Source organism: Amycolatopsis sp. NBRC 101858 (genome assembly GCF_030269325.1).
GTDB lineage: Bacteria > Actinomycetota > Actinomycetes > Mycobacteriales > Pseudonocardiaceae > Amycolatopsis > Amycolatopsis ponsaeliensis.
The window spans coordinates 1,211,132-1,235,587 of sequence record NZ_BSTD01000001.1; the positions used below are offsets into that span (position 1 = coordinate 1,211,132).

Consider the following 24,456-nt stretch of genomic DNA (forward strand, 5'->3'; position numbering starts at 1 on the left):
GTGCGGTGTGGTCGGGCGTAACCTCGACGACATGGACCACTGGCTGACCATCGAGGTCTTCGATGGCGAGTCCACGGCTTCCTTGTGGCGGCTCGCCCGCGGTGACGCACTCACCGAAGCAGCACTGACGAACGGCGCGGAACAGTGGGTGTGGCACGAACACCGCTGGGGCGTCGTCCTGGAGATCGAGTTCAAATCGGAGGAAAGCCGCGACGCGTTCCGCGCGCTGCCGGTCGTGACGGCGGCGTTGGACGCGGTGCCGGATCCGGCGCGGGGGTTGCTCGTGTACCCGGGACGCGGCGGCGGTGCGGGCTCGCGGATACCGCGGACACCCCGGCCGTTGCCGATGGCCGGTGCCGGGGCGGTTCCGGTGCCCGTGGAGTCGGTGAAGATGGGGTTGGCGGAGGCCATGCCGCCGATGTTCAGCGAAGTCGGCTGAGGAGCGAGGGTGCGGTAGGCGCACCCTCGCCGCGGAAACCCCGGGCGCCACAACGGGAGTCCCCCGAAGTGGCGCCGGGCCTCACACCGCCGCGGGCTTCTTCGTCAGCTGCGTCAGCAACTTCGTGCACCAGTCGAGCAGCTCTTCGTCCCGCAACGTCGGCGCGCCGATGCGGCCGCCCGCCGGGCCCTCCGTGGGCTTCGGGACCGACACCGTGTTCGTCACGGCCTTGAACATCGCCTTCGGGTACAGCCGCTTCAACCGCACCATCTGCGAATCCTGCAGCGGCAGCGGCGCGAACCGGATGGTGTTGCCCTGGACCGCCACCTCCGTCACGCCCGCCTCGCGGCACGTGTGCCGGAACCGCGCCACCGCCAGCAACCGGTTCACCGGCGCCGGTGGCTGGCCGTAGCGGTCGATCAGCTCTTCGCGGACCGCGTCCAGGCCCTCGGTGTCCGGCGCCGCCGCGATCTTGCGGTACGCCTCCAGCCGCAACCGCTCGCCCGGCACGTAGTCGTGCGGGAGGTGGGCGTCGATCGGAAGGTCGACGCGGACGTCGGCCATCTCCTCTTCTTCCGCCGGCTCCGCACCCGCGTGCCGGCGGAACGCGTCGACCGCTTCGCCGACCAACCGCACGTACAGGTCGAACCCGACACCCGCGATGTGCCCGGACTGCTCCGCGCCGAGGATGTTGCCCGCGCCGCGGATCTCCAGGTCCTTCATCGCGACCGCCATGCCCGCGCCGAGCTCGGTGTTCTGGGCGATCGTCGCCAGGCGGTCGTGGGCCGTCTCGGTCAGCGGCGCCTCCGGCGGGTACAGGAAGTACGCGTACCCGCGGTCACGGCCGCGGCCGACCCGGCCTCGCAACTGGTGCAGCTGGGCCAGCCCGAGCAGATCACCGCGCTCGACCAGCAGCGTGTTCGCGTTCGAGATGTCCAGCCCGGTCTCGACGATCGTCGTGCACACCAGGACGTCGTACTCGTTCTCCCAGAAGCCCTGGATGATCTTCTCGAGCTTGTCTTCGTTCATCTGGCCGTGCGCGGTGACGACGCGCGCCTCCGGCACCAGCTCGCGGATGTGCCGCGCGGCCTTCTCGATCGAGGAAACCCGGTTGTGGACGTAGAAGACCTGGCCGTCGCGCAGCAGCTCGCGCCGGATGGCCGCGCCGACCTGCTTGTCGTCGTACGAACCGACGTACGTCAGAATCGGGTGCCGGTCCTCGGGCGGGGTGAGGATCGTGGACATCTCGCGGATGCCGGCCAGCGACATCTCCAGCGTGCGCGGGATCGGCGTCGCCGACATGGTGAGCACGTCGACGTGCGTGCGCAGCGCCTTGATGTGCTCCTTGTGCTCGACGCCGAAGCGCTGCTCCTCGTCGACGATCACGAGACCGAGGTCCTTGTAGCGGATGCCGGTCTGCAGCAACCGGTGCGTGCCGATCACGATGTCGACCTCGCCGCCGGCGAGCTGCTCCAGGATGATGTCCGACTCGGTCTTGTTCGTGAACCGGGACAGGCCCTTGATCGTCACCGGGAACGAGCGCATCCGCTCGTGGAAGGTGTTCAGGTGCTGCTGGGCGAGCAGCGTCGTCGGGACGAGGACCGCCACCTGCTTGCCGTCCTGCACCGCCTTGAACGCCGCCCGCACGGCGATCTCCGTCTTGCCGTAGCCGACGTCGCCGCAGATGACGCGGTCCATCGGGACGCCGCGTTCCATGTCGGCCTTGACCTCGTCGATCGCGGCGAGCTGGTCGTTGGTCTCGGTGAACGGGAAGGCGTCCTCCAGCTCGCCCTGCCACGGCGTGTCCGGGCCGAACGCGTGCCCGGGCGCCGCCTGGCGCGCGGCGTAGAGCTGGACCAGCTCGGCGGCGATCTCCTTGACCGCCTTCTTGGCCCTGGCCTTGGTGTTCTTCCAGTCGGAGCCGCCGAGCTTGTTCAACGTCGGCAGCTCGCCGCCGACGTACTTGGACACCTCGTCGAGCTGGTCGGTCGGCACGAACAGCCGGTCGCCCGGGTGCCCGCGCTTGGACGAGCCGTACTCCAGCAGCAGGTACTCGCGGGTGGCGCCGGCGACCGTCCGCTGGACCATCTCGACGAACCGGCCGATGCCGTGCTGCTCGTGCACGACGTAGTCGCCGGCCTTCAACGCCAGCGGGTCGACGGCGTTGCGCCGCCGGGACGGCATCTTGGTGTTGAGGTCCTTTGTGGACGTTCCGGCGCCCGAGCCGCGGCCGGTCAGGTCCGCCTCGGTGAGCACGACGAGGGCGCGCTCCGGCGAGATGAAGCCGTCGGTCAGGCCGCCGCAGGTGACCGTGACGACGCCCGGCGCCGGCGCGCTCTTCAGGCCGTCGCCCGCCAGCGCGGCCGGGACGTCGGCGGCCGAGAACTGCTCGACCGCGCGCGCCGCGGTGCCGTGCCCGGCGACGACGAGCACGGCCGTGCCGCCCGAGGCGATGTGCGCGCGCAGGTCCGCCGTCGCGCGTTCGAGCTCGCCGCGGTAGGCGGGGGCGGCTTCGACCGAGACGCGGTAGACGTCCGGGTCTTCGCTGGTCAGCTGGGTGAGCGTCCACCACGAGCGCTTGGTGTCCTGCGCGTGGGACGCGATCTCGTCGAGCCCGCGGTAGGCGGACGCGCCGAGGTCGATCGGGGCCTGGCCGCCCGCCGCGGCCGTCGTCCACGACGCTTCGAGGAACTCCTGGCCGGTGCGGACGAGGTCGGCGGCCCGGGCGCGGATCTTCTCCGGGTCGGTGAGCACGACGTGGGTGCCGATCGGCATCGCGTCGGTGAGCAGCTCCAGCTCGCCCTCGCAGAGCACCGGGATGAGGGCTTCCATGCCCTCGACCGGGATGCCGTCGGCGAGCTTGGTGAGCATCTCGGCCAGGTGGGCGTCGGCCTCGTACGTCGTCGCCAGCTCGGCGGCCTTCTCCTTGACCGGCGGCGTGAGCAGCAGCTCGCGGCACGGCGGCGCGGTGACGCGCGGGATCTCGCCCGGCAGCGACCGCTGGTCGGAGACGGCGAACGCGCGGATCTCGCTGACCTCGTCGCCCCAGAACTCGACGCGGACGGGGTGCTGCGCGGTCGGCCCGAACAGGTCGAGGATGCCGCCGCGGACGGCGAACTCGCCGCGCTTCTCGACCATGTCGACGCGGACGTAGGCCAGCTCGACGAGCCGTTCGAGCAGCTCCTCGAACGGCTCTTCCTCGCCGACGACGAGGTCGATCGGCTTGAGCGAGCCGAGGCCGGGGGCCATCGGCTGGATGAGGCTGCGGACGGTCGCGACGACGACGCGCAGGGTGTCGTCCTCGGTCTTGAGCCGGTGCAGCACCTCCAGCCGGCGGCCGACGGTGTCGGCGCGCGGGGAGAGCCGCTCGTGCGGGAGGGTCTCCCAGGAGGGGAAGTCGGCGACCCGGTCGCTGCCCAGCAGCGCGCCGAGGGACGAGGTCAGCTCGTCGGCCTCGCGGCCGGTGGCGGTCACGGCGAGGACGGGCTTGGCCGCGCCCTCGTCGGCGGCGAGGGCGGCCGCGACGAGCTGCCGGGCGGCGATCGGGCCTTGCAGCTCGAGCAGCGGCGCGCCGGCGCGCTCGACCACGCCACGCAGGGCCGGGTCGGGAAGGGTGGCGGTGAGGAGTCCGGACAGTGGAGCGTCGGTCACGGTCCCAGCCTACGTGCCACCCCCGACAGGTTTCCGATCACGGCTGGTCGCGCAGCAGTTCCGCCACCTCCGCGAGCCTGGGCAGCTGCTCGTCGAACACCTTCGGTTCGGTGCTCGCGATCCGCAGCAGGACGTGCTCCGCTCCTTCGTACTCGCGAAGCCGCGAAGCCACCTCCGCGGCGCTTCCCGTCACCTGCATCTGGATCCCCTGCACGAAGTCCGCGGGCATCCCGTAGTTGCGCTGGCAGTACTCCTCCAGCAGCGCGCGGCCGCGGTCCACGTCGTCCTCGACCAGGACCGTCGCGAACAACGCCGGCGTCACCGGACGCGCCGCCAGTGCGCGGATCCGGGCCAGGCCGGACACGTAGTCCGCCGGGTCCGGCGGGTACGGGAGCCAGCCGTCGTACAGCCGGCCGGCGCGCTCCAGCGCTCCCGGCGTGTACGCCGCCAGCCACACCGGCGGCCCGCCCGGCCGCGTGGGCGCGGGAAAGGACGGCAGCGAGTCGTAGTGCAGCACCTCGCCGTGGAACGACGACGCGCCGCTCCACGCCGCCCGCCACAGGCCCACGATGTCGTCCAGCCGCGCCCGCCGGCGGGCCCAGGGCACCCCCACGAACGCGAACTCCGGCTCACTCCGCCCGGCGAACCCCGCGCCGACCGCGACCGTGAGCCTGCCGCCGCTGAGCAGGTCGAGGGAAAGCAGCTGGTTCGCCGAGAGAACCGGGTCGCGCAACGCCGGGAGCAGCGCCGACGTCCCCAGGGTCACCCGCGACGTCCGGGCGGCGAAGGCACCCAGCACGGTGAAGGCGTCCAGCGGAGCCCGGGCGAGGGTGTCGCCCACCCACACCGAGTCGAGGCCGAGCTCTTCGGCGGAGACGGCGGCGTCGACCAGTTCGGGCGCGGTCCGCCCGGCGTCGAGGATGGGCTGGTAGGTCGGTACGACCAGGCCGTAGTTCGTCATGCCGGAAAGCGTCGCCGAAGCGGGGAATGCCCTCAATTCCCCACGGGGAATGGCGCGACCCACCAGGATGGGAGCGTGAACTTCGGAACGGCGCTGAAGGACTGGCGCACGCGGCGGCACTTGAGCCAGCTCGACCTGGCGTTGCGCGCCGGGACGACGCAGCGGCACGTGAGCTTCATGGAGAGCGGCCGCTCGCTCCCCGGGCGCGGCATGGTGCTGCGCGTCGCCGAGTCGCTCGAACTGCCCCTGCGCGAGCGCAACGGCCTCCTGCACGCCGCCGGTTTCGCGCCGTCGTACCCGGAAACGAAGCTCGACGACCCGGCGATCCGGCCGGTGCTCGACGGGCTGCGGCGGCTGCTCGACGGCCACCGCCCGTACCCCGCGATCGTCGTCGACCGCTACGGCCTGCTCATCGCGAAGAACGACGCGTTTTCCCTGCTCGTCGAGGACGTCGCGCCGGAGCTCCTCGAAGAACCGGTCGACACGCTGCGGCTCGCGCTGCACCCGCGCGGGATGGCGCCGCGCGTGCGCAACCTCGACGACTGGGCCCGGCACATCCTCGAGCGCCTGCGCAACGACCTCGTCCGCACTCCGGACGACCGGCTCGCCGCGCAGCTCGCCGAGTTGAAGGGGTACCTGCCGCCGGAGCGGCCGCCGAGCGCCGACCACCTCGGTTTCGCCGTGCCCGTGCGACTGTCCACTTCGGTCGGTGAGCTGCGGCTGATCACGGCGATCACGACGTTCGCGACGGCGGCGGACGTCACGGTGTCGGAGCTCAAGCTGGAGACGTTCCTGCCCGCGGACGCCGAGACCGCGGAACGCCTTCAGAGCACCAGCGCCGTCAAGTGACCCACCAGCAGTTCCGCGCTCGCCCACAGCACGGCCGCGCACACGCTGCCCACGGCGAAGCGGCGGTACGGCATCGCCGCCGAGCCCGCGACGCGCGGCACCAGCGTCCGCGCGCCGGCCAGGCAGCGGCCCGCGATCACCGCCGGGACGCCGTAGCGCGCGACCGCCGCTTCGGCGCGGTCCCAGCGGTCCTGGCCGATGCGGCGGGCGAACCGGGACCGGCGCAGCCGTCGTCCTTCCAGGTAGGCCAGCTGATCGCCGGTGACGGCCGCGAGCACGGCCACCGGTAACGCGAGTCCGAGGTGGAGCGTGCCCCGCTCGGCGAGGAATCCCATGAGCAGCAACGCCGACAGCGTCGGGAGCACGATTCCGGGCAGCAGCGCGGTTTCCGCCGTGATCAGCAGCGCGCACACCAGGTAGACGACCGCCGCGGGCGCGTCAAGCAGTGGCCGCAGCAGGCTGTCCATGGCTCGTCCTCCCCACCGTCACCGGGAGCGCCGCGCGGTAGACGAACGCGGGCGGCAGGTTCCCCCAGACGACCGAAGTGCGTTCCACGACGGCGAAACGGCTTCGCAGCGAAGCGGCGAAGCGACGCGCGGGCGGCGTCCAGGCCGTGTGGGCGTACGCGAACGTCGTGAACCGGCCGTTCGGGGTCAGCGCCGCCGTGACCGCGTCGAGGATGCGACGCTGCCGGTCCGCGGTCATCGCCGTCCACGGCAGTCCGGAGACGACGACGTCGAGGCGGGCCGCGTCGAGGTGTTCCGCCGAGCCGGTGACCACGTCGACCTGCGGAAAGCGTTCGCCGAGGGAGGCCGCGAAACGCGGGTTGATCTCGTAAGCGGTCAGCCGTGCTTCGGGGCGAAGCAGCGCGAGGACCGCTTCGGTGAACACGCCGGTGCCCGGACCGAGCTCGGCGACGCGCGACGCGCGTTCCAGGCCGAGGCCCGCCGTCATCGTTTCGGCCAGCCGCGGTGAGCTGGGCGCGATGGCGCCGGTCAGCATCGGGTGGCGGAGGAATTCCCTGGTGATCGACATGATCCCGACGTTAAGGACGGCATGGGTAGCCGCGGATCCGCCGGATCGACCGGTCTTCTCCTCCTCCGGGAGGACACGGTCGGGCCGAAGGGATGACGCCTCGGACCGGGTTCCGGCACTACGTTCGGTCGGGTGGAACGGCTCGTGAAGTGGGTGCGGAGGCACCGGTGGACGGTGGACCTGCCGCTGTACGCCGTGTTCACCCTCCTCGGGCCCAACTGGGTCGGCACGGGTTCGTGGGCGGTCCGCGCGATCCCGATGCTGTTCCTGCTCCCCCTGCTGGTGCGCCGCCGGTTCCCGCGGACGGTGGCGGTCCTGATCCTCGCCGGCACGCTGGTCGCCTACACCAACGAGATCTGGGCGTTCGACCGCGGCCGCGCCGAGCTGAGCATGGCGGTCGTCCTCTTCAACCTGGTGCAGCGCGGCGATCGCCGGTTCGGCGCGCTGACCGCGGCCGCGATCGTCGCGGTCGACGTGCTGTGGGGGTTCAGCTGGGGCCCGGGCACGCAGAACCCGACCCTCACGATCGTCGCGATCCTGCCGATCCACCTGGCGGCGTGGGCGCTCGGGGAGTTCTTCCACGCCAGGGAACAACTCACCGCGGAGGAGGAGAAGCGTGCCGACGCCCAAGCACGCGCGGCCATCGCGGAGGAACGGACGCGCATCGCGCGGGAGCTCCACGACGTCCTCGCGCACAGCATGAGCGTGATCGTGCTGAACGCCGAGGGCGCGAAGCTCGCCCGGCACCGCGACCCCGAAGCGGTCGACCGCACGCTCGACACGATCGGCCGCACCGGCCGGGACGCGCTCGCCGAGCTGCGGCGGCTCCTCGAAGTCCTGCACGCCGGCCAGGCGGCACGCAGTCCTCAGCCGAGCATCGACGAGCTGCGCGAGCTCGTCGACCAGTGCGGTCGAGCGGTCGCGCTCGAGGTCACCGGCGATCCCGGTGGCCTGTCCGCGAGCGCCGCGCTGCAGGCGTACCGGATCGTCCAGGAGGCCCTGACCAACATGATCAAGCACGCCCCGGCCGACGCCACCGGCCGCGTCGAAGTCGCGTTCGAGCCGGCCGAGGTCCGGATCGAGGTGACGAACACCGGCGGGCAGTCCCCGCCGGCGCCCGTGCCGGCGTTGCCCTCGTCCGGCCGCGGTCTGGCCGGGATGCGCCAGCGCGTCGAGATGTACCACGGAGAGCTGACGACCGGGCCGCTCCCGGACGGCGGCTACCGGGTGCGCGCGAGCCTGGTGGTCGGGTCGTGACCACGCGGGTACTGCTCTGCGACGACCAGGAGCTGGTCCGCGTCGGGCTGCGGATGATCGTCGAAAGCCAGGACGACCTCGTCGTCGCCGCCGAGGCCGCGAACGGCGAAGAGGCCGTCGCGAAGGCGCGGGAGCTGCGGCCGGACCTGGTCCTGATGGACGTCCGGATGCCGGTGCTCGACGGCGTCACCGCGACCGGGCGGATCTGCGCCGAGCTGCCGGACGTGCGCGTCCTGATCATCACCACGTTCGACCTCGACGAGTACGCCTACGCCGCCTTGCGCGCGGGCGCCAGCGGGTTCCTGGTGAAGGACGCACCGTCGGAGGAGATGCTCGTGGCGATCCGCGGCGTCCTGCGCGGCGACTCGATGGTCTCGCCGTCGGTGACGCGGCGGCTGCTCGACCGCTACCTCGCCGACGGCCGCGACCCGGTGGACGTCGCCAAGCTCGACGTGCTGACCGAGCGCGAAAAGGACGTGCTCGGGCTCATCGCCCGCGGGCACTCCAACGGCGAGATCGCGGCGAAGCTGTACATCGGCGAGACGACGGTGAAGACCCACGTCGGACGCATCCTCGGCAAGCTGCGGCTGCGCGACCGGGTGCACGCGGTGGTGTTCGCCTACGAGTCCGGGCTGATCCGTCCAGGGTCGTGATCACTCCCTATTTATCCGCTTGATAGGGAAGTATAGAGTACTTTGCATGACGATATACAAGTCCGAAGCCGGCGCTCGCCTCCTGCGTGAGCGCTACCTCGAAGCCCTGAAGAGCTGGCCCGTCCCGCGCGACGAAGTGCGCGTGCCGACTCCCGAAGGCGAGACGTTCGCCCTGGTCTCCGGCCCGGAGGACGCGCCGCCGCTGGTGCTGCTGCACGGCTCCGGCAGCAACTCGGCGGAGTGGGCGCACCGGATCCCGGCGCTGGCCGAGCGGTTCCGGGTCCACGCCGTCGACATCATCGGCGAGCCCGGGTTGAGCGCCGAGACGCGGCCGCCGCTCGACAGCGACCGGTACGCGCGCTGGCTGGATGCCGTGCTCGACCACTTCCGCGTCTCGCGGGCCGCCTTCCTGACGTCGTCGTTCGGCGGCTGGCTCGCGCTCGACTACGCGACCCGTCGGCCCGAGCGCGTCGCCGCGCTGGCGCTGCGGTGCCCGATCGGCCTCGGCCCGATGAAGAAGGGGTTCATCGTCAAGGCCGTGTTCCTGTCCCTGCTCGGCGAGCGAGGACGGCGGAAGTCCGTGGCCGGCACGGTGGGCGAGCCGGAGACGTCGCCGATCGTCGAGCACCAGCTGCTCGTGTCCGCGAACTACCGGTACCGCACCGGCCCGTTCCCGGTCTTCGGCGACGCCGCGCTGGGGCGGCTGACCATGCCGGTGTACGCCGTCGCCGGGGCGGACGACGCCATGGTCGACTCCGCGACGACCGCGCGGCGGCTCGAAGCGGCCGGCGCCGTGGTGGACCTCGTGCCCGGCACCGGGCACTACATCCCCGGCTCGGGCGACCTGGAGTTCCTGAAGGAGACCGTGGCGAACGGTGATTTCACCGCTTGATGGCAGGATGGGCCGTATGCGGCGTGTGCTGGGTCTCATCGGTGCGGTGTCCCTGCTGGTCGCGGGCTGTTCGGGGGCATCGAGCGCGCCCGTCCAGAGCGTCCCGCCCGCGTCCACGCCGGCGGCGTCGACCGGGAAGTTCAAGGTCGAGACGATCACCGCCGGGCTACAGCACGGCTGGGACATCGGCTTCCTGCCCGACGGCGGCATGCTCGTGCCGCAGCGGCCCGGCAAGCTCGCGCTGGTCCGCGGCGGGCAGGCCACCGACGTCAAAGCCGACTTCTCCGACGTCCTCGTGCAGGGCGAAGGCGGGCTGCTCGGCCTGGTGATCAGCCCCGACTTCACGACCAGCCGCGAGTTCATCACCTGCCAGGACCACCAGGAGGGCGGCAAGGCCGTCGACATCCGGCTGGTCACGTGGAAGCTGGCCGAAGACGGCGCGAGCGCGTCGAAGGTCAAGGACCTGCTGACCGGGCTGCCGGTGAACCCGAGCGGCCGGCACTCCGGCTGCCGGCCGACGTTCGCGCCGGACGGCGCGCTGCTGGTCGGCACCGGCGACACCGCGCGTTCGACGATCGCGCAGGACCGCCACTCCCTGGGCGGCAAGGTGCTGCGGCTGGACGCGAAGACCGGGAACCCGTTGCCGGACAACCCGTTCATCACGTCGGCCAACCCGAAGGAACGGCTGATCTACACGTTCGGCCACCGCAACGTCCAGGGCGTCGCGATCCGGCCGGGCAGCGGCCAGGTGATCACGGCCGAGCACGGGCCGACCTTCGACGACGAGGTCAACCTGCTGAAGCCGGGTGCGAACTACGGCTGGGACCCGTCGAAGGGCGGCACGGACTCGAGCTACGACGAGAGCGTGCCGATGACCGACCTCAAGCGGTTCCCGGACGCGGTGAGTCCACTGTGGACATCCGGCAAGATCACCGAGGCGATCAGCGGCGACGCGTTCCTGACGGGCGCGCAGTGGGGCCCGAACGACGGCGCGCTGGTCGTGGTGGCGCTGAAGGGCCAGAAGCTGCTGCTGTACCACTTGGACCCGGCGGGCAAGGTCCTCGACGTCACGCTCCCCCCGGAGTTCGACGACAAGTTCGGCCGCCTGCGCGCGGTGCGCAGCGGTCCGGACGGCGCCCTGTACGTGACGACTTCGGACGGAACGGACGACAAGCTGCTGAAGGTCACGCCCGCCTGATCATGAGAAAAGCACGGCACTCGAGTGCCGTGGACACTTCCGCCGGGGTGGCGGATCGCGGAACATGGTTCGCACCAGGAGTTTTCGCCCGCCCCCGACGAGTGTTGGACGCGGTCCGAAGAAAGCGTTCCCGCGGCAGCACCGCGCCGGTCCCCGAGCGCCATCGCCGACCTGGCGTTCGGGGACCGGCATCCAACCCCACAAGCCGGTTATTTGCCCAGGTGAGCCCCGCCGTTGACGTGCACCACCTGTCCGGTGACGTGCCCGGCGGCGGGGCTCGCCAAGAACGTCACGACGGCGGCGACGTCTTCCGGCGTGCCCGGCCGCTTGTTCATCGTGTTGCCGATCAGCCATTCGCGACGGCGGTCCGAAAGCTTGCTGTGGAAGAACTCCGTCTCCCCGATCAGCCCCGGCGCGACGACGTTCGCCGTGATCCCGCGCGCCCCGAACTCCTGGGCCACGCTGATGTTCCACGCCTCGACGGCGGCCTTCGCGGCCCCGTACGAACCGGCGCCGGTGCGGGCGGCGATCGAGCCGATCGTGACGATCCGCGCGTCGTCGGCGAGGCGCTCGCCCAGCGCGTGCGTCACCAGCGCCGCACTGACCACATTGGACCGGAGGTTGCGCTCGAACGCGGCCGCGAAACCGGCCAGTCCTGCGCCATCGCCATCGCCGTCGACGAAGTCGGTGTTGCCCCCGGCGTTGTTGACGAGCACGTCGACGCGGCCGGGTAACTCCTCCAGTGCGGCTTCGACCGCCGCGGCATCGGCGGCGTCGAACACGACGGGCCGGGCGCCCAGGAGCGTCGCGGCCTCGGTGAGCACCTGCTCGCGGCGCCCGGTGATCGTGACCCGGTCGCCCGCTTCGGCGAAGGCCGCCGCGACGGCGTACCCGATGCCCGTGCCGCCGCCCGTCACCACTACTTCCCTGCTGTTCCCCATGCGCCCGAGCCTAGTGCCTAGGATCGGGGCATGACCAAGATCGACCCGGCCACGTCCGCGCTCGTGCTCGTCGACCTCCAGGAACGGATCGTGGCCCTGCCGACCACGCCGTATCGCGGCGAAGAAGTCGTCGCGAACGCGCTGCGGCTGCGGACGGCGTTCCGCGAGGCCGGCGCGCCCGTGGTGATCGTCCGGGTGTCCCGGCCGGACAACCCGCCGGGCAACGAGCTCGTCTTCGACGCGCAGGACGACAAGATCGTCACCAAGTACGTGATCGGCGGTTTCGCGAACACCGACCTCGACGAGTTCCTGCGCGGCAAGGGCGTGCGCACCGTCTACTTCGGCGGCATCGCGACGGAGTTCGGCGTCGAGTCGACCCTGCGCGCGGCGGCCGACCACGGCTACGACACGGTCGCGGTGTCGGACGCGATGACCGCGCTGTCCGACATCTCGCACGAGAACGCGATCACGAAGATCTTCCCGCGGCTCGGCACGGTCGTCACGACGGACGAGGTCCTGGCGTGATCGACAAGATCGCCTGGCTGCACCTGGTCGACGGCCGCATCTTGAGCACGCGCTCGCGTGGCAAGGAGGTGTACTACCTGCCGGGCGGCAAGCGCGACCCGGGCGAGACGGACGCCGAGACGCTGGTCCGCGAGATCCGCGAAGAGCTGACGGTGGCGATCACCGAGCCGACCATCGCACCGGCGGGAGTCTTCGAAGCCCAGGCGGACGGCAAGGCGTCGGGCGTGCTGGTGCGGATGACGTGCTTCACGGCGGAGTACACGGGGACGTTGGCGGCGAGCAGCGAGATCGAGGAGATCGCGTGGCTCGGCTACGCGGACCGGGAGAGGGTTTCGGCGGTGGACAAGATCATCTTCGACCACCTGCGCGAGGCCGGGCAGCTCAAGTAGTCAGGAACCCGGCCAGGTCCGCGCAGAGGCGCCGCAGCTCTTCGCCCGGCGTCACCCAGGTCCGGACGGTGCAGGACCAGGGACGCGGCCCGCCCCCGGCGGGTTCGAGGCCGTGCAACGTCCACGCCTGGCCGGCCCGGCGCCTTCGGCCCGCGCCGCGAAACACACGAGGTCGCCCTCCGACGCATCGAGGTCGGTGAGGGTCAGCGTGCCGCCGGGTCCCACGGCGGAAAAGCTCATCGCAGCCGCAGCTTCGGCTTGTCCTCCAGGTGCGACAGCCCGTTCCAAGCCAGGTTCACCAGGTGCGCCGCGACCTCGTCGCGCTTCGGTTTGCGGGCGTCCAGCCACCACTGGCCCGTCAGCGCGACCATTCCCACCAAAGCCTGCGCGTACAGCGCCGCCAGTTTTTCGTCGTAGCCGCGGGCCGCGAACTGCTGCGCCAAGATGTGTTCCACCTGGCTCGCGATGTCGTTCAGCACCGTCGAGAACGTCCCCGTCGAGCTCGCCACCGGGGAATCGCGGACCAGGATGCGGAAACCGTCGTGGGAATCCTCGACGTACGACAGCAACGCCGTCGCCGCCTGTTCCAGCATCACGCGGGGGTGGCCGCCGTGCAGCGTGGACACCATGCGCTCCAGCAGCAGCTGGGTTTCGCGGTCCACGACCACCGCGTAGATGCCCTCTTTGCCGCCGAAGTGTTCGTACACCACGGGTTTCGACACGTTGGCGCGGTGCGCGATCTCTTCGATCGACGTGCCGTCGAAACCCTTTTCGGCGAACAACGCCCGCGCCACGTTCAGCAATTGCTGGCGCCGCTCGCTGCCGGTCATCCGGACCCGCGTCACCGGGGCGGCCGGACGTGCCCCGGTGACCTGCTGCTCACGCTTCGAACGTCGTCTCCCCGCCACTCGCCGAACCCTACGCGACTAGCCCTTTTCCGTCGCGATTCGGGCCAATCGCTGCGGGGTGGGCCAGCGGACGTCGTGCACCCAGCCGAACTTTTCGAAGATCCAGATCAGCCGCGCGGAGATGTCGATCTGGCCGCGCTTGACGCCGTGGCGGGCGGACGTCGGGTCGGCGTGGTGCAGGTTGTGCCACGACTCGCCGAAGCTGAAGATCGCCAGCGGCCAGAAGTTCGCCGACTTGTCGCGCGCGGCGAACGGGCGCTCGCCGATCATGTGGCAGATCGAGTTGACCGACCACGTCACGTGGTGCAGCACGCAGATGCGCACCAGCCCGGCCCAGAAGAACGCGGTGACCGCGCCCCACAGCGACCACGAGATCAGCCCGCCCAGCAGCGCCGGCAGCAGCAGGCTGACCAGCGACCACAGCCAGAACAGGTCGTCGACCTTCTTGATCGCCGGGTCCTTGACGAGGTCGGGGGCGAAGCGCTCGGCGTTGGTCTGGTCGCGCTCGAACAGCCAGCCCATGTGCGCGTGCCAGAAGCCCTTGGCGATGGCCCACGGCGAGGTGCCGAACGCCCACGGGGAGTGGGGGTCGCCGTCGCGGTCGGAGAACGCGTGGTGGCGACGGTGGTCGGCGACCCAGGTGATGACCGGGCCCTGCAGCGCGATGCTGCCGGCGATGGCCATGACCACGCGCAGCCACTGCTTGGCCTTGAACGAGCCGTGCGTGAAGTACCGGTGGTAGGACACCGTGATGCCGAGCCCGCTGATCGCGTAGAACACCACGAAGATGCCGACGTCGACCCAGCTCAGTCCCCAGCCCCAGGCGAACGGCACCGCGACCAGCAGTGCCACCAGCGGCGCGATCACACCGAAGTAGACCGACAGCTGCACGCCGATGCCGCGCGTGCCTTCGATGACAGGTTTGGGCCCCTTGGGGGCCGAAGGCTCCCCGGCGGGCTGAGAACGGTCGAGCGTGGCCGTCATACGCTTCACTTCTTTCCTGCACGGGTGCCCTTTTACCAAGGGTGACCTAACCTACGATGCCGTAAGTTACGGTACAGGAGGTTCCGGCGACTGGGGAGTGCCTGAACCTCACACCGGTCCTTCGGAACCGAGGTACCCGGCGGACGGGGCGATAACGCGGCCCGCGCGCGGACGACACCCGATCGTCGCTATCCTGACCAGGATCGATCCGCCGTAGTGTAATCGGCAGCACTTCAGATTTTGGTTCTGACAGTTCAGGTTCGAATCCTGGCGGCGGAGCAGCTCAGAGGACCCGAACCCACGACACCGGGAGGTTGGCGCTGACCGACGAGGCGACCGACCCGGTGGCGGCCAGGCGTCCTGCCCTGGCCGAAATGTCCGATGCCTGGCTCGTCGGGCGAGCGCGGGAGCTGATCGCCGCGGTCCAGCGGCAGGAGTACACCCAGCAGCTCCAGATCGTCGAGCTGATGGACGAGCTCCTCGACGAGACCCAGCGGCGCGGCGAACCGACGATGATCGCGCAGCTGCTGCGCGCGTCCGCGATCGCCCGGCTGATCACCAAGGGGCTGGCCGCGGAGGCCGAACCGCGGCTCGACGAGATGCTCGCGCACACCCGGCGGCACGGCCTCGCCCTGCTGCGGGCCGACGCGCACGCGCTGCGCGGCCGCCGGCTGGTGATCGCCGCGCAGGAGGACCCCGCGCTCACCGAGATCGCCCGCGCGCTGGCCATCCTCGACGACTCCGCGATCCCGAACCGCCAGGTCGGCATCCGCGCCTGGAACCGGATGCTGTGGTCGGCGCTGAACGACTGCTGGATCGTGCTGAACCAGCTCGGCGTGTACGAAGCCGCCGAAGAGGTCATCGGCCGCGCCGCCTCCGCGATCCGCGAGAGCGCGAGCCCGCACGAGATCACGCTGCAGCTGATGAACCGGGTCAAGATGCTGCTCGGCTGGGGCCTGCGGCTCGAGCGCATCGACGAGTACGACGAGAGCGCCGAGAAGTTCCGCACCGCCGCGTCCATGGCCGTGGCCGCCGAAGGCCCGTTCACCGAGTCGCTGTTCCCGCGGCGGGCGAACGTCCCGGCCGTCGACCAGGTCGGCGTGCTCGCCTCGGCGCAGGCACTGCACAGCCCGAGCGCCGACCAGATCGACCGGCTCCGGGCGCTGCACGAAGGCACCGGCTACCCGGGCGAACGCGAGATCGTCGCCATCGCGCTGGCCCGCTGCCTCGACCAGGCCGGCCGCCGCGAAGAGGCCCTCGACGTGCTGCGGCAGGCCCGCGAGTCGCTGACCGACGACACCTCCCAGCCGTCGATGCGGCTGAACATCGTCCGCGAGCTGGCCCGGCTCGACACCACGCCGGACTACGCGTCCGGTGCGAGCGAGTCGCTGATCGACTACGCCCGGCGTCTCGAGAACGAGATGTGGAGCCTGCGCGAGTCGCAGATCGCCACGCTGAACGCCCGCCGCGAGCACGAACGGCTCTCCGCCGAGCACGGCGCGATCACCCAGCAGGCCCTCCAGGACCCGCTCACCGGCCTGCCGAACCGGCGCGCGCTGGACGAGAAGCTGCGCCAGCTCGCGTCGTCGGCCGACGCGCAGCCGCTGGCCGTCGCGCTGGTCGACCTCGACGGCTTCAAGGGCGTCAACGACAAGCAGTCCCACGCCGAGGGCGACAACGTGCTGCGTGTCGTCGCGAGCACCCTGCGTGACGCGCTGCGCGGCGACGACCTCGTGGCGCGCTACGGCGGCGACGAGTTCATCGTCCTGCTCCCGGGCACGCCGGCGTCCGCGGCGAAGATGGCGCTCGGCCGCGCGGTGAAGTCCGTCTCGGGCCTGCCGCACCACCTCTCGCACGGCGTCACGCTGTCCATCGGGCTCGTCTCGCTGCGTCCGCAGGAGCGTGGCGAGCAGGTCCTCGCACGCGCGGACGCGGCCATGTACCAGGCAAAACGCGGAGGCGGCAACCAGGTCGCGTCGGCCAACTCGATGGCCGCCGACCCGGCCGCCGCGTGGTCGGGCGAGGGCCTTCCCACCGACCCGACGTGGGAGCCCGAAGAGCCCAGTTAGGATCGTGTCCCGACAGAAGCCATTCATTGGTAACCGTTGGGAGCGCCGTTGACCGGCCCGCTGAGCACGTTGATCCTCGCCGCGGGTGAGGGCACCCGCATGCGATCCGCGACCCCGAAGGTGTTGCACCCGATCGCCGGGCGCCCGCTCGTCGAGCACGCCGTCCGGGCCGCCGCCGGCCTGGACCCCGAGCACCTCGTCGTGGTCACCGGACACGGCCGCGAGGCCGTCGGTGCCCGGCTCACCGAAGTCGCCGCGGCCCTCGGGCGCGAGGTCGGCACCGCGGTGCAGGCCGAGCAGAAGGGCACCGGGCACGCCGTGGGCTGCGCGCTCGCGACGCTGCCCGCGGACCTCACCGGCACCGTGATCGTCAGCTACGGCGACGTCCCCCTGCTGGACACGGCGACGCTGCGCGCGCTGCTCGACGAGCACACCGAGGCGAAGAACGCCGTCACCGTGCTCACCGCGGTGGTCGACGACCCGACCGGCTACGGCCGCATCACGCGCGACGACGCCGGCAAGGTCGTCGGGATCGTCGAGCACAAGGACGCGACCCCGGAGCAGGCGGAGATCACCGAGATCAACTCGGGCGTGTACGCCTTCGACGCCGCCGTGCTGCGCGACGGCCTCTCGCGCCTGTCCACCGACAACGCGCAGGGCGAGCTTTACCTCACCGACGTCCTGGGCATCGCGAACGGCGACGGCCTGCACGTCGGCGCGCTCGTCGTCGACGACCCGTGGCTGACCGAGGGCGTCAACGACCGCGTCCAGCTGTCGGTGCTCGGCGCCGAGCTCAACCGCCGGATCGTGCGGCGCTGGCAGCGCGAAGGCGTCACGGTCGTCGACCCCGCGTCGACCTGGATCGACGCCGGCGTGACGCTGGCGCGCGACGTCGTCATCGAGCCCGGCGTCCAGCTCAAGGGCAGCACGTCGGTCGGCGAGGGCAGCACGGTCGGCCCGGACAGCACGCTGACGAACGTCAAGGTCGGGGCGGGTGCCTCGGTGGTGCGGGTGCACGGCTCCGACTCCGAGCTGGGCGACCGCGTCACCGTCGGCCCCTTCACCTACCTGCGGCCCGGCACGAAGCTGGGCGAGAAGGGCAAGCTCGGCGCGTTCGTCGAGACGAAGGCCGCCGACATCGGCGCCGGCACGAAGGTGCCGCACCTGACCTACGTCGGCGACGCCACGATCGGCGAGAACAGCAACATCGGCTGCTCGAGCGTGTTCGTGAACTACGACGGCGTCAACAAGCACAAGACCGTTATCGGGTCGCATGTCCGGTTGGGTGCCGACAACACCTTCGTCGCCCCGGTGCGGATCGGTGACGGCGCTTACAGTGGTGCAGGTGCCGTGATCCGCGAGGATGTCCCGCCGGGCACACTCGCGGTGTCGGCGCCGCCGCAGCGCAACATCGAAGGCTGGGCGATCCGGCGCCGGCCGGGTACGCCCGCGGCGGAGGCGGCCCAGGCCGCCCTCGACGCCGAGTCAGCAGCAGGAACCGACGGGGAGTCGCCAGCATGAGTCCGAAGTCAGGTACGCCGAAGAAGAACTTGATGCTCTTCTCCGGACGGGCGCACCGGGAGCTCGCCGAAGAGGTCGCCGAGCACCTCAACGTGACGATCACCCCGCAGACGGCGCACACGTTCGCCAACGGCGAGCTGTTCGTCCGGTTCGAGGAGTCCGTCCGCGGCACCGACGCCTTCGTCATCCAGGCGCACACCACGCCCATCAACGAGTACGTGATGGAGCAGCTGATCATGGTGGACGCGCTCAAGCGGGCGAGCGCGAAGCGGATCACCGTCGTGATGCCGTTCTACCCGTACGCGCGCCAGGACAAGAAGCACAAGGGCCGCGAGCCGATCTCGGCCCGGCTGATCGCGGACCTGTTCAAGACCGCGGGCGCCGACCGGATCATGACGGTCGACCTGCACACCGCGCAGATCCAGGGCTTCTTCGACGGCCCGGTCGACCACCTGATGGCGCAGACCGTGCTGGCCGACCACATCAAGAAGACCTACGGCGACGCCGACATCACGGTCGTCTCGCCGGACTCGGGCCGCGTGCGGCTGGCCGAGAAGTGGGCGCAGACGCTGGGCGATCGGCCGATCGCGTTCATCCACAAGACGCGCGACCCGGACAAGCCGAACCAGGCCGTGGCCAACCGCGTGGTCGGCAAGGTCGAGGGCAAGCTCTGCGTCCTGATCGACGACATGATCGACACCGGCGGCACGATCGTGAAGGCCACCGAGGCCCTGATCGACGAGGGCGCGGCGGACGTCGTCATCGCGACGACCCACGGCATCCTGTCCGACCCGGCGACCGAGCGGCTTTCGCAGTGCAAGGCGCGCGAGGTCATCGTCACGAACTCGCTGCCGATCCCCGAGGAGAAGCGGTTCGAGGGGCTGACGGTCCTGTCGATCGCGCCGATGCTGGCGGAAGCCATCCAGCAGGTCTTCGAAGACGGCTCGGTCACGTCGCTCTTCGACGGCCAAGCCTGACAAACCGTCCGCCGGGCGCGAAATCCCGCGCCCGGCGGGGGTTTCCGGCGCTAGCGTCGCCGGCATGAGCCAGTTCAAGTTCGGCGTCAGCTTCCGTGAGATCGGCAGCCGGGACGCCTGGATCACGAAGTGCCGGCGGGCCGAAGAACTCGGCTACGACGCCATCACCGTGCCCGACCACCTCGGCACCGGGCGGTTCGCGCCGTTCCCCGTGCTGGCCATGGCCGCCGCCGTCACCGAACGGCCGCGGCTCGGGACCCTCGTGTCGAACGTGCCCTTCTACAACCTCGCGCTCTTCGCCCGCGAAGCCTCTTCGACGGCCGCGCTGCTCGACGGGCGCCTGGATCTGGGCCTCGGCGCCGGGCACATGAAAGCCGAGTTCGACGCCGCCGGGCTGCCGTGGCAGAACGCCGCCGCCCGGATCGGCCACCTCGAAGAGAGCCTCGGCTACCTGCGGAAACACTTCGAAGACGAAGGTCTCGACCACCCGCGGCTGCTCCTCGCGGGCAACAGCGACGGCGTCCTGGACCTGGCCGCCGAGCACGCGGACGTCGTCGGCTTCGCGGGGCTGCGGCAGCAGCCCGGCAAGCCGCCGGGCACCTTCAAGCTCGACGTCGACATGGACGAGCGCGTCGCGTACTTCCGCTCGAAGACGGCCCGCGACGTCGAGTACAACATGCTGGTCCAGCACGTCGAGGTCACCGACGACCGGCGAAAAGCCGCCGAAGCGTGGCACGAGAAAACCGAGCGAAGCGCCGTCGAAACCGCCGAGGACCTCCTCGATGCGCCCCAGCTCCTGCTGGGCACGGTCGAGGAGATCGCCGGACAGCTGGAAACCCGGCGCGAGCGCTACGGCTTCTCCTACATCACGGTCTTCGAGCCGTTCCTCGAAACGTTCGCGCCGGTGCTGAAGGAACTTCAGTAGGCGACGGTGAACCGCGCGCGGCGGTGCTTCGGCTGCTCGATCTCGTCGACGTACGCGGTCGCGAAGTCGTCGCCGCCGATGTGCGACTTGCCGTTCTCGTCGGTCAGCAGGATGTCGCCGCCGACCCGGAACCCGCCCCGGCGCTCGCCGGGGATCCAGGCGCCGAACTCGGCGGCCGGGCTGACGTAGAACCAGTCGAGGCCCTCGGGCTGCTCGCGCAGCAGGCCGAGCACCTCGGCGTGGTTGCCGGCCTCTTCCTTGTACTCGGCCGGGAACTGCGGGGTGTCGAACAGCCGCGGGCCGCCCTCGGCGACCAGCAGGCTCGCCGCCCCGCCCACGAACGAGAGCCGGACGCCGTTCTCACGCGCGATCCGCGCCAGCGCCGGCACCGCGTCGATGAGCTTCTGCCCGTCGATCGCGCGGGCCGGGGTGGCGACCACGATGACGTCCGCGTCCTTCACGACCTGCGAGACGAACTCCTCGTCGTGCAGCGAGCCCTCCCGCTCGTCGACGCCTTCGGGCGCCGAGCCGGGGTTCCGCGCGACGCCGACGACCTCGTGCCCGCGCCGCAGCGCCTCGGCGCCGATCCTGCCCCCGGCGTACCCGGTCCCCCCGAAAACCACCAGCTTGGCCATGTCATCTCCCGTTCGGATTCGGCTGTCTCCAGCCGATGCTAGGAACGGAAGATCACCTACTTCAACGGGAGCAACGCACCCCCGGGTAGGTGTCCAGCTCAGCCGCCCAGGCCCGCGAACTCCGCGGCGACCTTCTGCTTCACGGCGTTGGCGTCGAGCGCCGCGCGCACCTCCGCCGTCGCGTTCGGCTTGGACAGCACCTGGTAGCTGGCGGTGCGGTTCGGCAGCTTGAACTTGACCGTGCAGGACATCTTCACCGTCGCGTACGGCTCGGCGTCGGCCGCCGCCGTGCAGGTCTGCGCGCCGAGCGAGTCGGCGCTGACCTCGACCGAGAGGTTGATGTGCACGACGCTCTTCCCGCCGCCGGCCGGCGAGCCGACCACGCTGGTGGAGACGTCCACGGTCGTCGTGCAGGAGCCGACGAAGTCCTTGCAGTCGAGGTTGTCGTTCGTGACGACGGCGCTGGCCTGCACCAGGCCCTCGAACGGCTGACCCAGCCCGCCGACGGCGTTGTCGAGGTCGGTGTGGAACGTCTTCAGCGCGTCGCCGGCGACCGGGTCGACGCGGAACTCGGCACCGAACTTCGGCCCGGCCTGCGGGTCGAGCAGCGCCGGGGCGAAGCTGACCACCCGGTTCGGCTTGGCCGTGGTGACGCGCAGGACGCTGGGCGCGGCGCCGAGCTGGTAGACCTCGGTGCCGTCCGGCAGCTTCGCCTTGACCGGGTCGCCCAGCCGGTCGAGGCCGGCCAGCGCCTTGCGCAGCCCGTCGGCCAGCGCCTGCGGCGCGAACTTGGCAGCGGGGTCGAAGGGCAGCTCGGAGCCGAGCGAACGCACCCAGCTCGTGCCGAACTGCGTGCCCTCGTCGATGGCGTGCGCCTTCCAGTAGTCGGCGTCGGCCTGCAGGTAGAACTGGCCCCCGGCCGAAGTCACCTGGACGACGCGGCCTTCCAGCGGCAGGCCGCCGAACGCGGTACCGCCGCGGGTGACCCGGAACTGCTGCTCGGCCCCCTTGGTCGTCGACTTCAGGGAGAGCGCGGGCGTCTGGCCCAGCGCCGTGAGGGCGGCGTCGACCGCGGCACGCTGTTCGGCGCGCCGGTCGGCCGTCTGCTGCCCCGCGGCGGACACCCCGGCGGTGCCGGGGACCGCGACCTGGCACCCGGCCAGCAGTCCGCCCAGCAGCAGCACCGCCGCCGCCGTGGCCCGTCGAGCCCGCATCTTCCGCCCCCTGCTCTGCCGCCCGCGTCCGAGCACACCTCGGCCGGTGAAGTCCCGCCACCGGATTTGTGTCGTCACGCACCGGGGTTCAGGAGGGTTCTAGCCTGGCCCGGGCCCCCGCCGCAACCCACCGTGATGAGGTTGGTTTACACTCTTGAGGTTGTCTCGGCGAGGCGGGGCCCTTCTGGGTGCCCGGCGTGATCGACGCGGCGGCTCGGAGTAGCCCCCGGCTGTCGTGCACGCCCGGAAACTCGCCGCCGAACGCAACCGCCTGAACAGAACAACGCCCGCATCCCCCGCCGCAGCATGCTGTCTCCCGCACCATGTTCGTGATTTGAAGGAGTGCCACACCGTGTCCGAGGTACGTCTGTCCGTCGAGCCGCGCACCGAGTTCGGCAAGGGCGCCGCGCGCCGCACGCGTCGCGCCGGCAAGATCCCCGCCGTGCTGTACGGCCACGGCTCGGACCCGCGGCACTTCGCGCTGCCGGCCATCGAGTTCGCCCGCGTCGTGCGTGAGAACGGCTCCAACGCCGTCATCACGCTCGCCATCGAGGGCTCCGACGAGCTCGCGCTGACGAAGACCATCGTCGTGCACCCGCTCAAGAACTACATCGAGCACGTCGACCTGCTGGTCGTGAAGCGCGGCGAGAAGATCGTCGTCGACGTCCCCGTCGTCGTCACCGGCAACCCCGGCCCCGGCGGCCTGGTCAACCAGGACGTCGACACCCTCCAGGTCGAGGTCGAGGCGCTGCACATCCCGGAGCAGTTCGAGGTCTCCATCGAGGGCCTCGAGGTCGGCAGCCAGGTCCTGGCCGGCCAGGTCGAGCTGCCGCAGGGCGCCACCCTGGTCACCGACCCCGAGTCGCTGGTCGTCGCCGTCAACGAGCCGCAGCGTGAAGAGGCCGACGACGAGGACGCCGCCGAAGCGGGCGACGAGTCGGCCGAAGCCGCCGAATAGCATTTCCGCATGACCGAAGACCTGCCCGGGGCCGGCGAGCTGATCCTGCTCGCCGGCCTCGGCAATCCCGGACCCCAGTACGCCGGAAACCGGCACAACGTCGGTTTCATGGTGCTGGACGAGCTGGCCGCCCGGATCGGCGGCAAGTTCAAGACGCACAAGAGCGGCGGCGAGGTGCTCGAAGGCCGGCTGGCCGGGCGCCGCGTCGTGCTCGTGAAGCCGCGCTCGTACATGAACCTCTCCGGCGGCCCGGTGGTCGGCGCGGCGCGGTTCTACAAGGTGCCGCCGACCGGCGTGGTCGTGGTGCACGACGAGCTGGACGTCGACTTCGGCGCGCTGAAGCTCAAGTTCGGCGGCGGCGACAACGGCCACAACGGGCTGCGCTCGATCACGAAGTCCTTCGGCACCCGCGACTACTACCGGGTCCGGTTCGGCATCGGCCGCCCGCCCGGCCGCCAGGACCCCGCGGACTTCGTGCTGAAGGACTTTTCGACGGTGGAACGCAAGGAACTCCCGCTCGAGGTGGATCGGTGCGCGGACGCGACCGAAGCGCTGGTCGGCACGGGTCTGGCGGCCGCGCAAAACGCCTTCCATGCGGGCTGACATCGGTGGCAAGGTGAGCCCATGACCCCTGACGAAGTCCGGGCGATCGCGTTCGGCAAACCCCGCTTCGGCCGGCGCGGCTACAACGAGGACGAGGTCGACGCCTTCCTCGACCTGATCGCCGAGGCGCTGGCGGGCCGGAACATCCTGACCGCCGACGACATCCACTACGTCGACTTCACGATCATGCCGGTCGGCATGCGCAGCTACGACCAGGCGCAGGTCGACCTGTTCCTGGACGAGGCGGAGGCGGCGCTGATCGCGCTGCGGAACCCGCAGCCGGTGGCCGAAGAGCAGCGCCCGCAGGGCCCGCGGAAGTGGTTCGGCCGGTCCTGACGGGTGTGAGGCCGGCCACACAGCGCTGCGTAGTCCCGCTCACTCACAGGCGGACGGCGGCCGCCCCGTCGGGGTGAGCTTCGAGGTCCGCCCCTTCCGGGGGAGCCTGTTCACGGGCTAGGACGGTGTACGGCAGTTCGCACCGCTCAACCCCGGAATCGGAGAGTTGCATGTCGTTCACCGCCGAAGACCTCGCCGAGGTCACCTTCGGTAACGCCCCGATCGGCCGCCGTGGCTACGCGAAGCACGAGGTCGACGAGTTCGTCCGGCGCATCGCCAAGACGTTCGCCGAGGAGGACGACCTGACCGCCGCCGAAGTGCACCACGTCATCTTCGCGAAGCCGCTGATCGGCAAGCGCGGCTACGACGAGCGCGAGGTCGACGACTTCCTCGACGCGGTGGAAGACCAGCTCGCCACCCGCACCGGCCACGCCCCGGACCTCCCGGGCGCCCGCACACCCGCGGAAGCGATGGCCGAACGCGCCGCCCCGCCGACGATCCGCGCGGAGCGGCTCCAGCAGCGCTGACCTCTCCGG

At 71.0% G+C, this 24,456-nt stretch carries 25 protein-coding genes and 1 tRNA gene; 17 read left to right on the plus strand and 9 right to left on the minus strand.

Features of this window, described 5'->3' with window-relative positions:
* Nucleotides 1-31: 31 nt before the first annotated feature.
* The gene (locus QSK39_RS05730) at nt 32-439 is read left to right on the plus strand and encodes a hypothetical protein (protein ID WP_285476593.1); all 408 of its coding nucleotides are present in this window, start codon (nt 32-34) and stop codon (nt 437-439) included.
* Between the two features lie 81 nt (nt 440-520).
* On the opposite strand, the gene mfd is transcribed toward QSK39_RS05730, so the two are convergent.
* The gene (gene mfd / locus QSK39_RS05735; RefSeq protein WP_285477943.1) at nt 521-4,075 is read right to left on the minus strand and encodes a transcription-repair coupling factor; all 3,555 of its coding nucleotides are present in this window, start codon (nt 4,073-4,075) and stop codon (nt 521-523) included.
* A gap of 52 nt (nt 4,076-4,127) precedes the next feature.
* Nucleotides 4,128-5,051: an LLM class flavin-dependent oxidoreductase gene (locus tag QSK39_RS05740; protein WP_285476594.1), complete on the minus strand. Its 924-nt coding sequence runs from the start codon at nt 5,049-5,051 to the stop codon at nt 4,128-4,130.
* A 75-nt stretch (nt 5,052-5,126) separates the two neighbouring features.
* Here QSK39_RS05740 and QSK39_RS05745 point away from each other — a divergent pair, with 75 nt between their 5' ends.
* Nucleotides 5,127-5,900: a helix-turn-helix transcriptional regulator gene (locus QSK39_RS05745; RefSeq protein ID WP_285476595.1), complete on the plus strand. Its 774-nt coding sequence runs from the start codon at nt 5,127-5,129 to the stop codon at nt 5,898-5,900.
* Here the strand turns inward: QSK39_RS05745 and QSK39_RS05750 are convergent.
* Both QSK39_RS05750 and QSK39_RS05755 read right to left on the minus strand, forming a co-directional pair.
* Nucleotides 5,876-6,367, minus strand: coding sequence for a DedA family protein (locus tag QSK39_RS05750; RefSeq protein ID WP_285476596.1), 492 nt, complete (start codon nt 6,365-6,367; stop codon nt 5,876-5,878). The genes QSK39_RS05745 and QSK39_RS05750 overlap by 25 nt on opposite strands.
* Nucleotides 6,339-6,935, minus strand: coding sequence for a class I SAM-dependent methyltransferase (locus tag QSK39_RS05755; protein ID WP_285476597.1), 597 nt, complete (start codon nt 6,933-6,935; stop codon nt 6,339-6,341). Before QSK39_RS05755 ends, QSK39_RS05750 begins: the two co-directional genes overlap by 29 nt.
* Before the next feature lie 132 nt (nt 6,936-7,067).
* On the opposite strand from QSK39_RS05755, the gene QSK39_RS05760 reads away from it, so the two are divergent.
* From QSK39_RS05760 to QSK39_RS05775, 4 genes are read left to right on the plus strand one after another with little or no spacing between them, the layout of a single operon-like run.
* Nucleotides 7,068-8,192, plus strand: a complete 1,125-nt coding sequence (locus tag QSK39_RS05760; protein WP_285476598.1) for a sensor histidine kinase — start codon at nt 7,068-7,070, stop codon at nt 8,190-8,192.
* Nucleotides 8,189-8,845 (plus strand): response regulator, encoded by a 657-nt coding sequence (locus tag QSK39_RS05765; RefSeq protein WP_285476599.1) that lies wholly within the window; start codon nt 8,189-8,191, stop codon nt 8,843-8,845. The genes QSK39_RS05760 and QSK39_RS05765 overlap by 4 nt, the downstream gene beginning before the upstream one ends.
* Nucleotides 8,846-8,891: 46 nt before the next feature.
* Nucleotides 8,892-9,737 carry an alpha/beta fold hydrolase gene (locus QSK39_RS05770; protein ID WP_285476600.1) on the plus strand — a complete coding sequence of 282 codons (846 nt, stop codon included), beginning with the start codon at nt 8,892-8,894 and terminating at the stop codon, nt 9,735-9,737.
* Nucleotides 9,738-9,753: 16 nt separating this feature from the next.
* Nucleotides 9,754-10,935 (plus strand): PQQ-dependent sugar dehydrogenase, encoded by a 1,182-nt coding sequence (locus QSK39_RS05775; protein ID WP_285476601.1) that lies wholly within the window; start codon nt 9,754-9,756, stop codon nt 10,933-10,935.
* Nucleotides 10,936-11,144: 209 nt separating this feature from the next.
* Here the strand turns inward: QSK39_RS05775 and QSK39_RS05780 are convergent, their stop codons facing one another.
* Complete coding sequence (locus QSK39_RS05780) at nt 11,145-11,876, minus strand: SDR family NAD(P)-dependent oxidoreductase (RefSeq protein ID WP_285476602.1); 732 nt, start codon at nt 11,874-11,876, stop codon at nt 11,145-11,147.
* 30 nt (nt 11,877-11,906) lie between these two features.
* On the opposite strand from QSK39_RS05780, the gene QSK39_RS05785 reads away from it, so the two are divergent.
* Complete coding sequence (locus QSK39_RS05785; RefSeq protein ID WP_285476603.1) at nt 11,907-12,401, plus strand: isochorismatase family protein; 495 nt, start codon at nt 11,907-11,909, stop codon at nt 12,399-12,401.
* A complete protein-coding gene (locus QSK39_RS05790) occupies nt 12,398-12,790 on the plus strand; it encodes an NUDIX hydrolase (protein ID WP_285476604.1) in 393 nt (130 codons plus the stop codon). The genes QSK39_RS05785 and QSK39_RS05790 overlap by 4 nt, the downstream gene beginning before the upstream one ends.
* A 236-nt stretch (nt 12,791-13,026) precedes the next feature.
* Here QSK39_RS05790 and QSK39_RS05795 read toward each other — a convergent pair whose 3' ends face one another.
* Together QSK39_RS05795 and QSK39_RS05800 are read right to left on the minus strand one after the other, a co-directional pair.
* The gene (locus tag QSK39_RS05795) at nt 13,027-13,620 is read right to left on the minus strand and encodes a TetR/AcrR family transcriptional regulator (RefSeq protein ID WP_284748553.1); all 594 of its coding nucleotides are present in this window, start codon (nt 13,618-13,620) and stop codon (nt 13,027-13,029) included.
* Between the two features lie 96 nt (nt 13,621-13,716).
* Complete coding sequence (locus QSK39_RS05800; protein ID WP_285476605.1) at nt 13,717-14,682, minus strand: acyl-CoA desaturase; 966 nt, start codon at nt 14,680-14,682, stop codon at nt 13,717-13,719.
* Nucleotides 14,683-14,889: 207 nt separating this feature from the next.
* Between QSK39_RS05800 and QSK39_RS05805 the strand changes: the two genes are divergently transcribed.
* From QSK39_RS05805 to QSK39_RS05825, 5 genes are all read left to right on the plus strand, one after another.
* A tRNA-Gln gene (locus tag QSK39_RS05805) sits at nt 14,890-14,961 on the plus strand.
* A gap of 35 nt (nt 14,962-14,996) precedes the next feature.
* Nucleotides 14,997-16,751, plus strand: a complete 1,755-nt coding sequence (locus tag QSK39_RS05810; RefSeq protein ID WP_285476606.1) for a GGDEF domain-containing protein — start codon at nt 14,997-14,999, stop codon at nt 16,749-16,751.
* Between the two features lie 48 nt (nt 16,752-16,799).
* Nucleotides 16,800-18,272, plus strand: a complete 1,473-nt coding sequence (glmU, locus tag QSK39_RS05815) for a bifunctional UDP-N-acetylglucosamine diphosphorylase/glucosamine-1-phosphate N-acetyltransferase GlmU (RefSeq protein ID WP_285476607.1) — start codon at nt 16,800-16,802, stop codon at nt 18,270-18,272.
* On the plus strand, nt 18,269-19,249 hold the full coding sequence (locus QSK39_RS05820) for a ribose-phosphate diphosphokinase (protein ID WP_285476608.1): 981 nt from the start codon (nt 18,269-18,271) through the stop codon (nt 19,247-19,249). Before glmU ends, QSK39_RS05820 begins: the two co-directional genes overlap by 4 nt.
* Before the next feature lie 64 nt (nt 19,250-19,313).
* Complete coding sequence (locus tag QSK39_RS05825) at nt 19,314-20,174, plus strand: TIGR03621 family F420-dependent LLM class oxidoreductase (RefSeq protein WP_285476609.1); 861 nt, start codon at nt 19,314-19,316, stop codon at nt 20,172-20,174.
* Here QSK39_RS05825 and QSK39_RS05830 read toward each other — a convergent pair.
* Nucleotides 20,168-20,809, minus strand: a complete 642-nt coding sequence (locus QSK39_RS05830) for an NAD(P)-dependent oxidoreductase (protein WP_285476610.1) — start codon at nt 20,807-20,809, stop codon at nt 20,168-20,170. The two genes, QSK39_RS05825 and QSK39_RS05830, sit on opposite strands and share 7 nt — an antisense overlap.
* 98 nt (nt 20,810-20,907) lie before the next feature.
* Nucleotides 20,908-22,023 (minus strand): hypothetical protein, encoded by a 1,116-nt coding sequence (locus QSK39_RS05835; RefSeq protein WP_285476611.1) that lies wholly within the window; start codon nt 22,021-22,023, stop codon nt 20,908-20,910.
* Between the two features lie 352 nt (nt 22,024-22,375).
* Between QSK39_RS05835 and QSK39_RS05840 the strand changes: the two genes are divergently transcribed.
* The 4 genes from QSK39_RS05840 to QSK39_RS05855 all read left to right on the plus strand — a co-directional run bounded on the left by QSK39_RS05840 (nt 22,376) and on the right by QSK39_RS05855 (nt 24,447).
* A complete protein-coding gene (locus QSK39_RS05840; RefSeq protein ID WP_285476612.1) occupies nt 22,376-22,981 on the plus strand; it encodes a 50S ribosomal protein L25/general stress protein Ctc in 606 nt (201 codons plus the stop codon).
* 9 nt (nt 22,982-22,990) lie between these two features.
* On the plus strand, nt 22,991-23,584 hold the full coding sequence (gene pth, locus QSK39_RS05845; protein ID WP_285476613.1) for an aminoacyl-tRNA hydrolase: 594 nt from the start codon (nt 22,991-22,993) through the stop codon (nt 23,582-23,584).
* A gap of 21 nt (nt 23,585-23,605) precedes the next feature.
* On the plus strand, nt 23,606-23,920 hold the full coding sequence (locus QSK39_RS05850; RefSeq protein ID WP_285476614.1) for a DivIVA domain-containing protein: 315 nt from the start codon (nt 23,606-23,608) through the stop codon (nt 23,918-23,920).
* Nucleotides 23,921-24,090: 170 nt separating this feature from the next.
* Nucleotides 24,091-24,447 carry a DivIVA domain-containing protein gene (locus QSK39_RS05855; RefSeq protein WP_284748542.1) on the plus strand — a complete coding sequence of 119 codons (357 nt, stop codon included), beginning with the start codon at nt 24,091-24,093 and terminating at the stop codon, nt 24,445-24,447.
* The last annotated feature ends 9 nt before the right edge of the window (nt 24,448-24,456 follow it).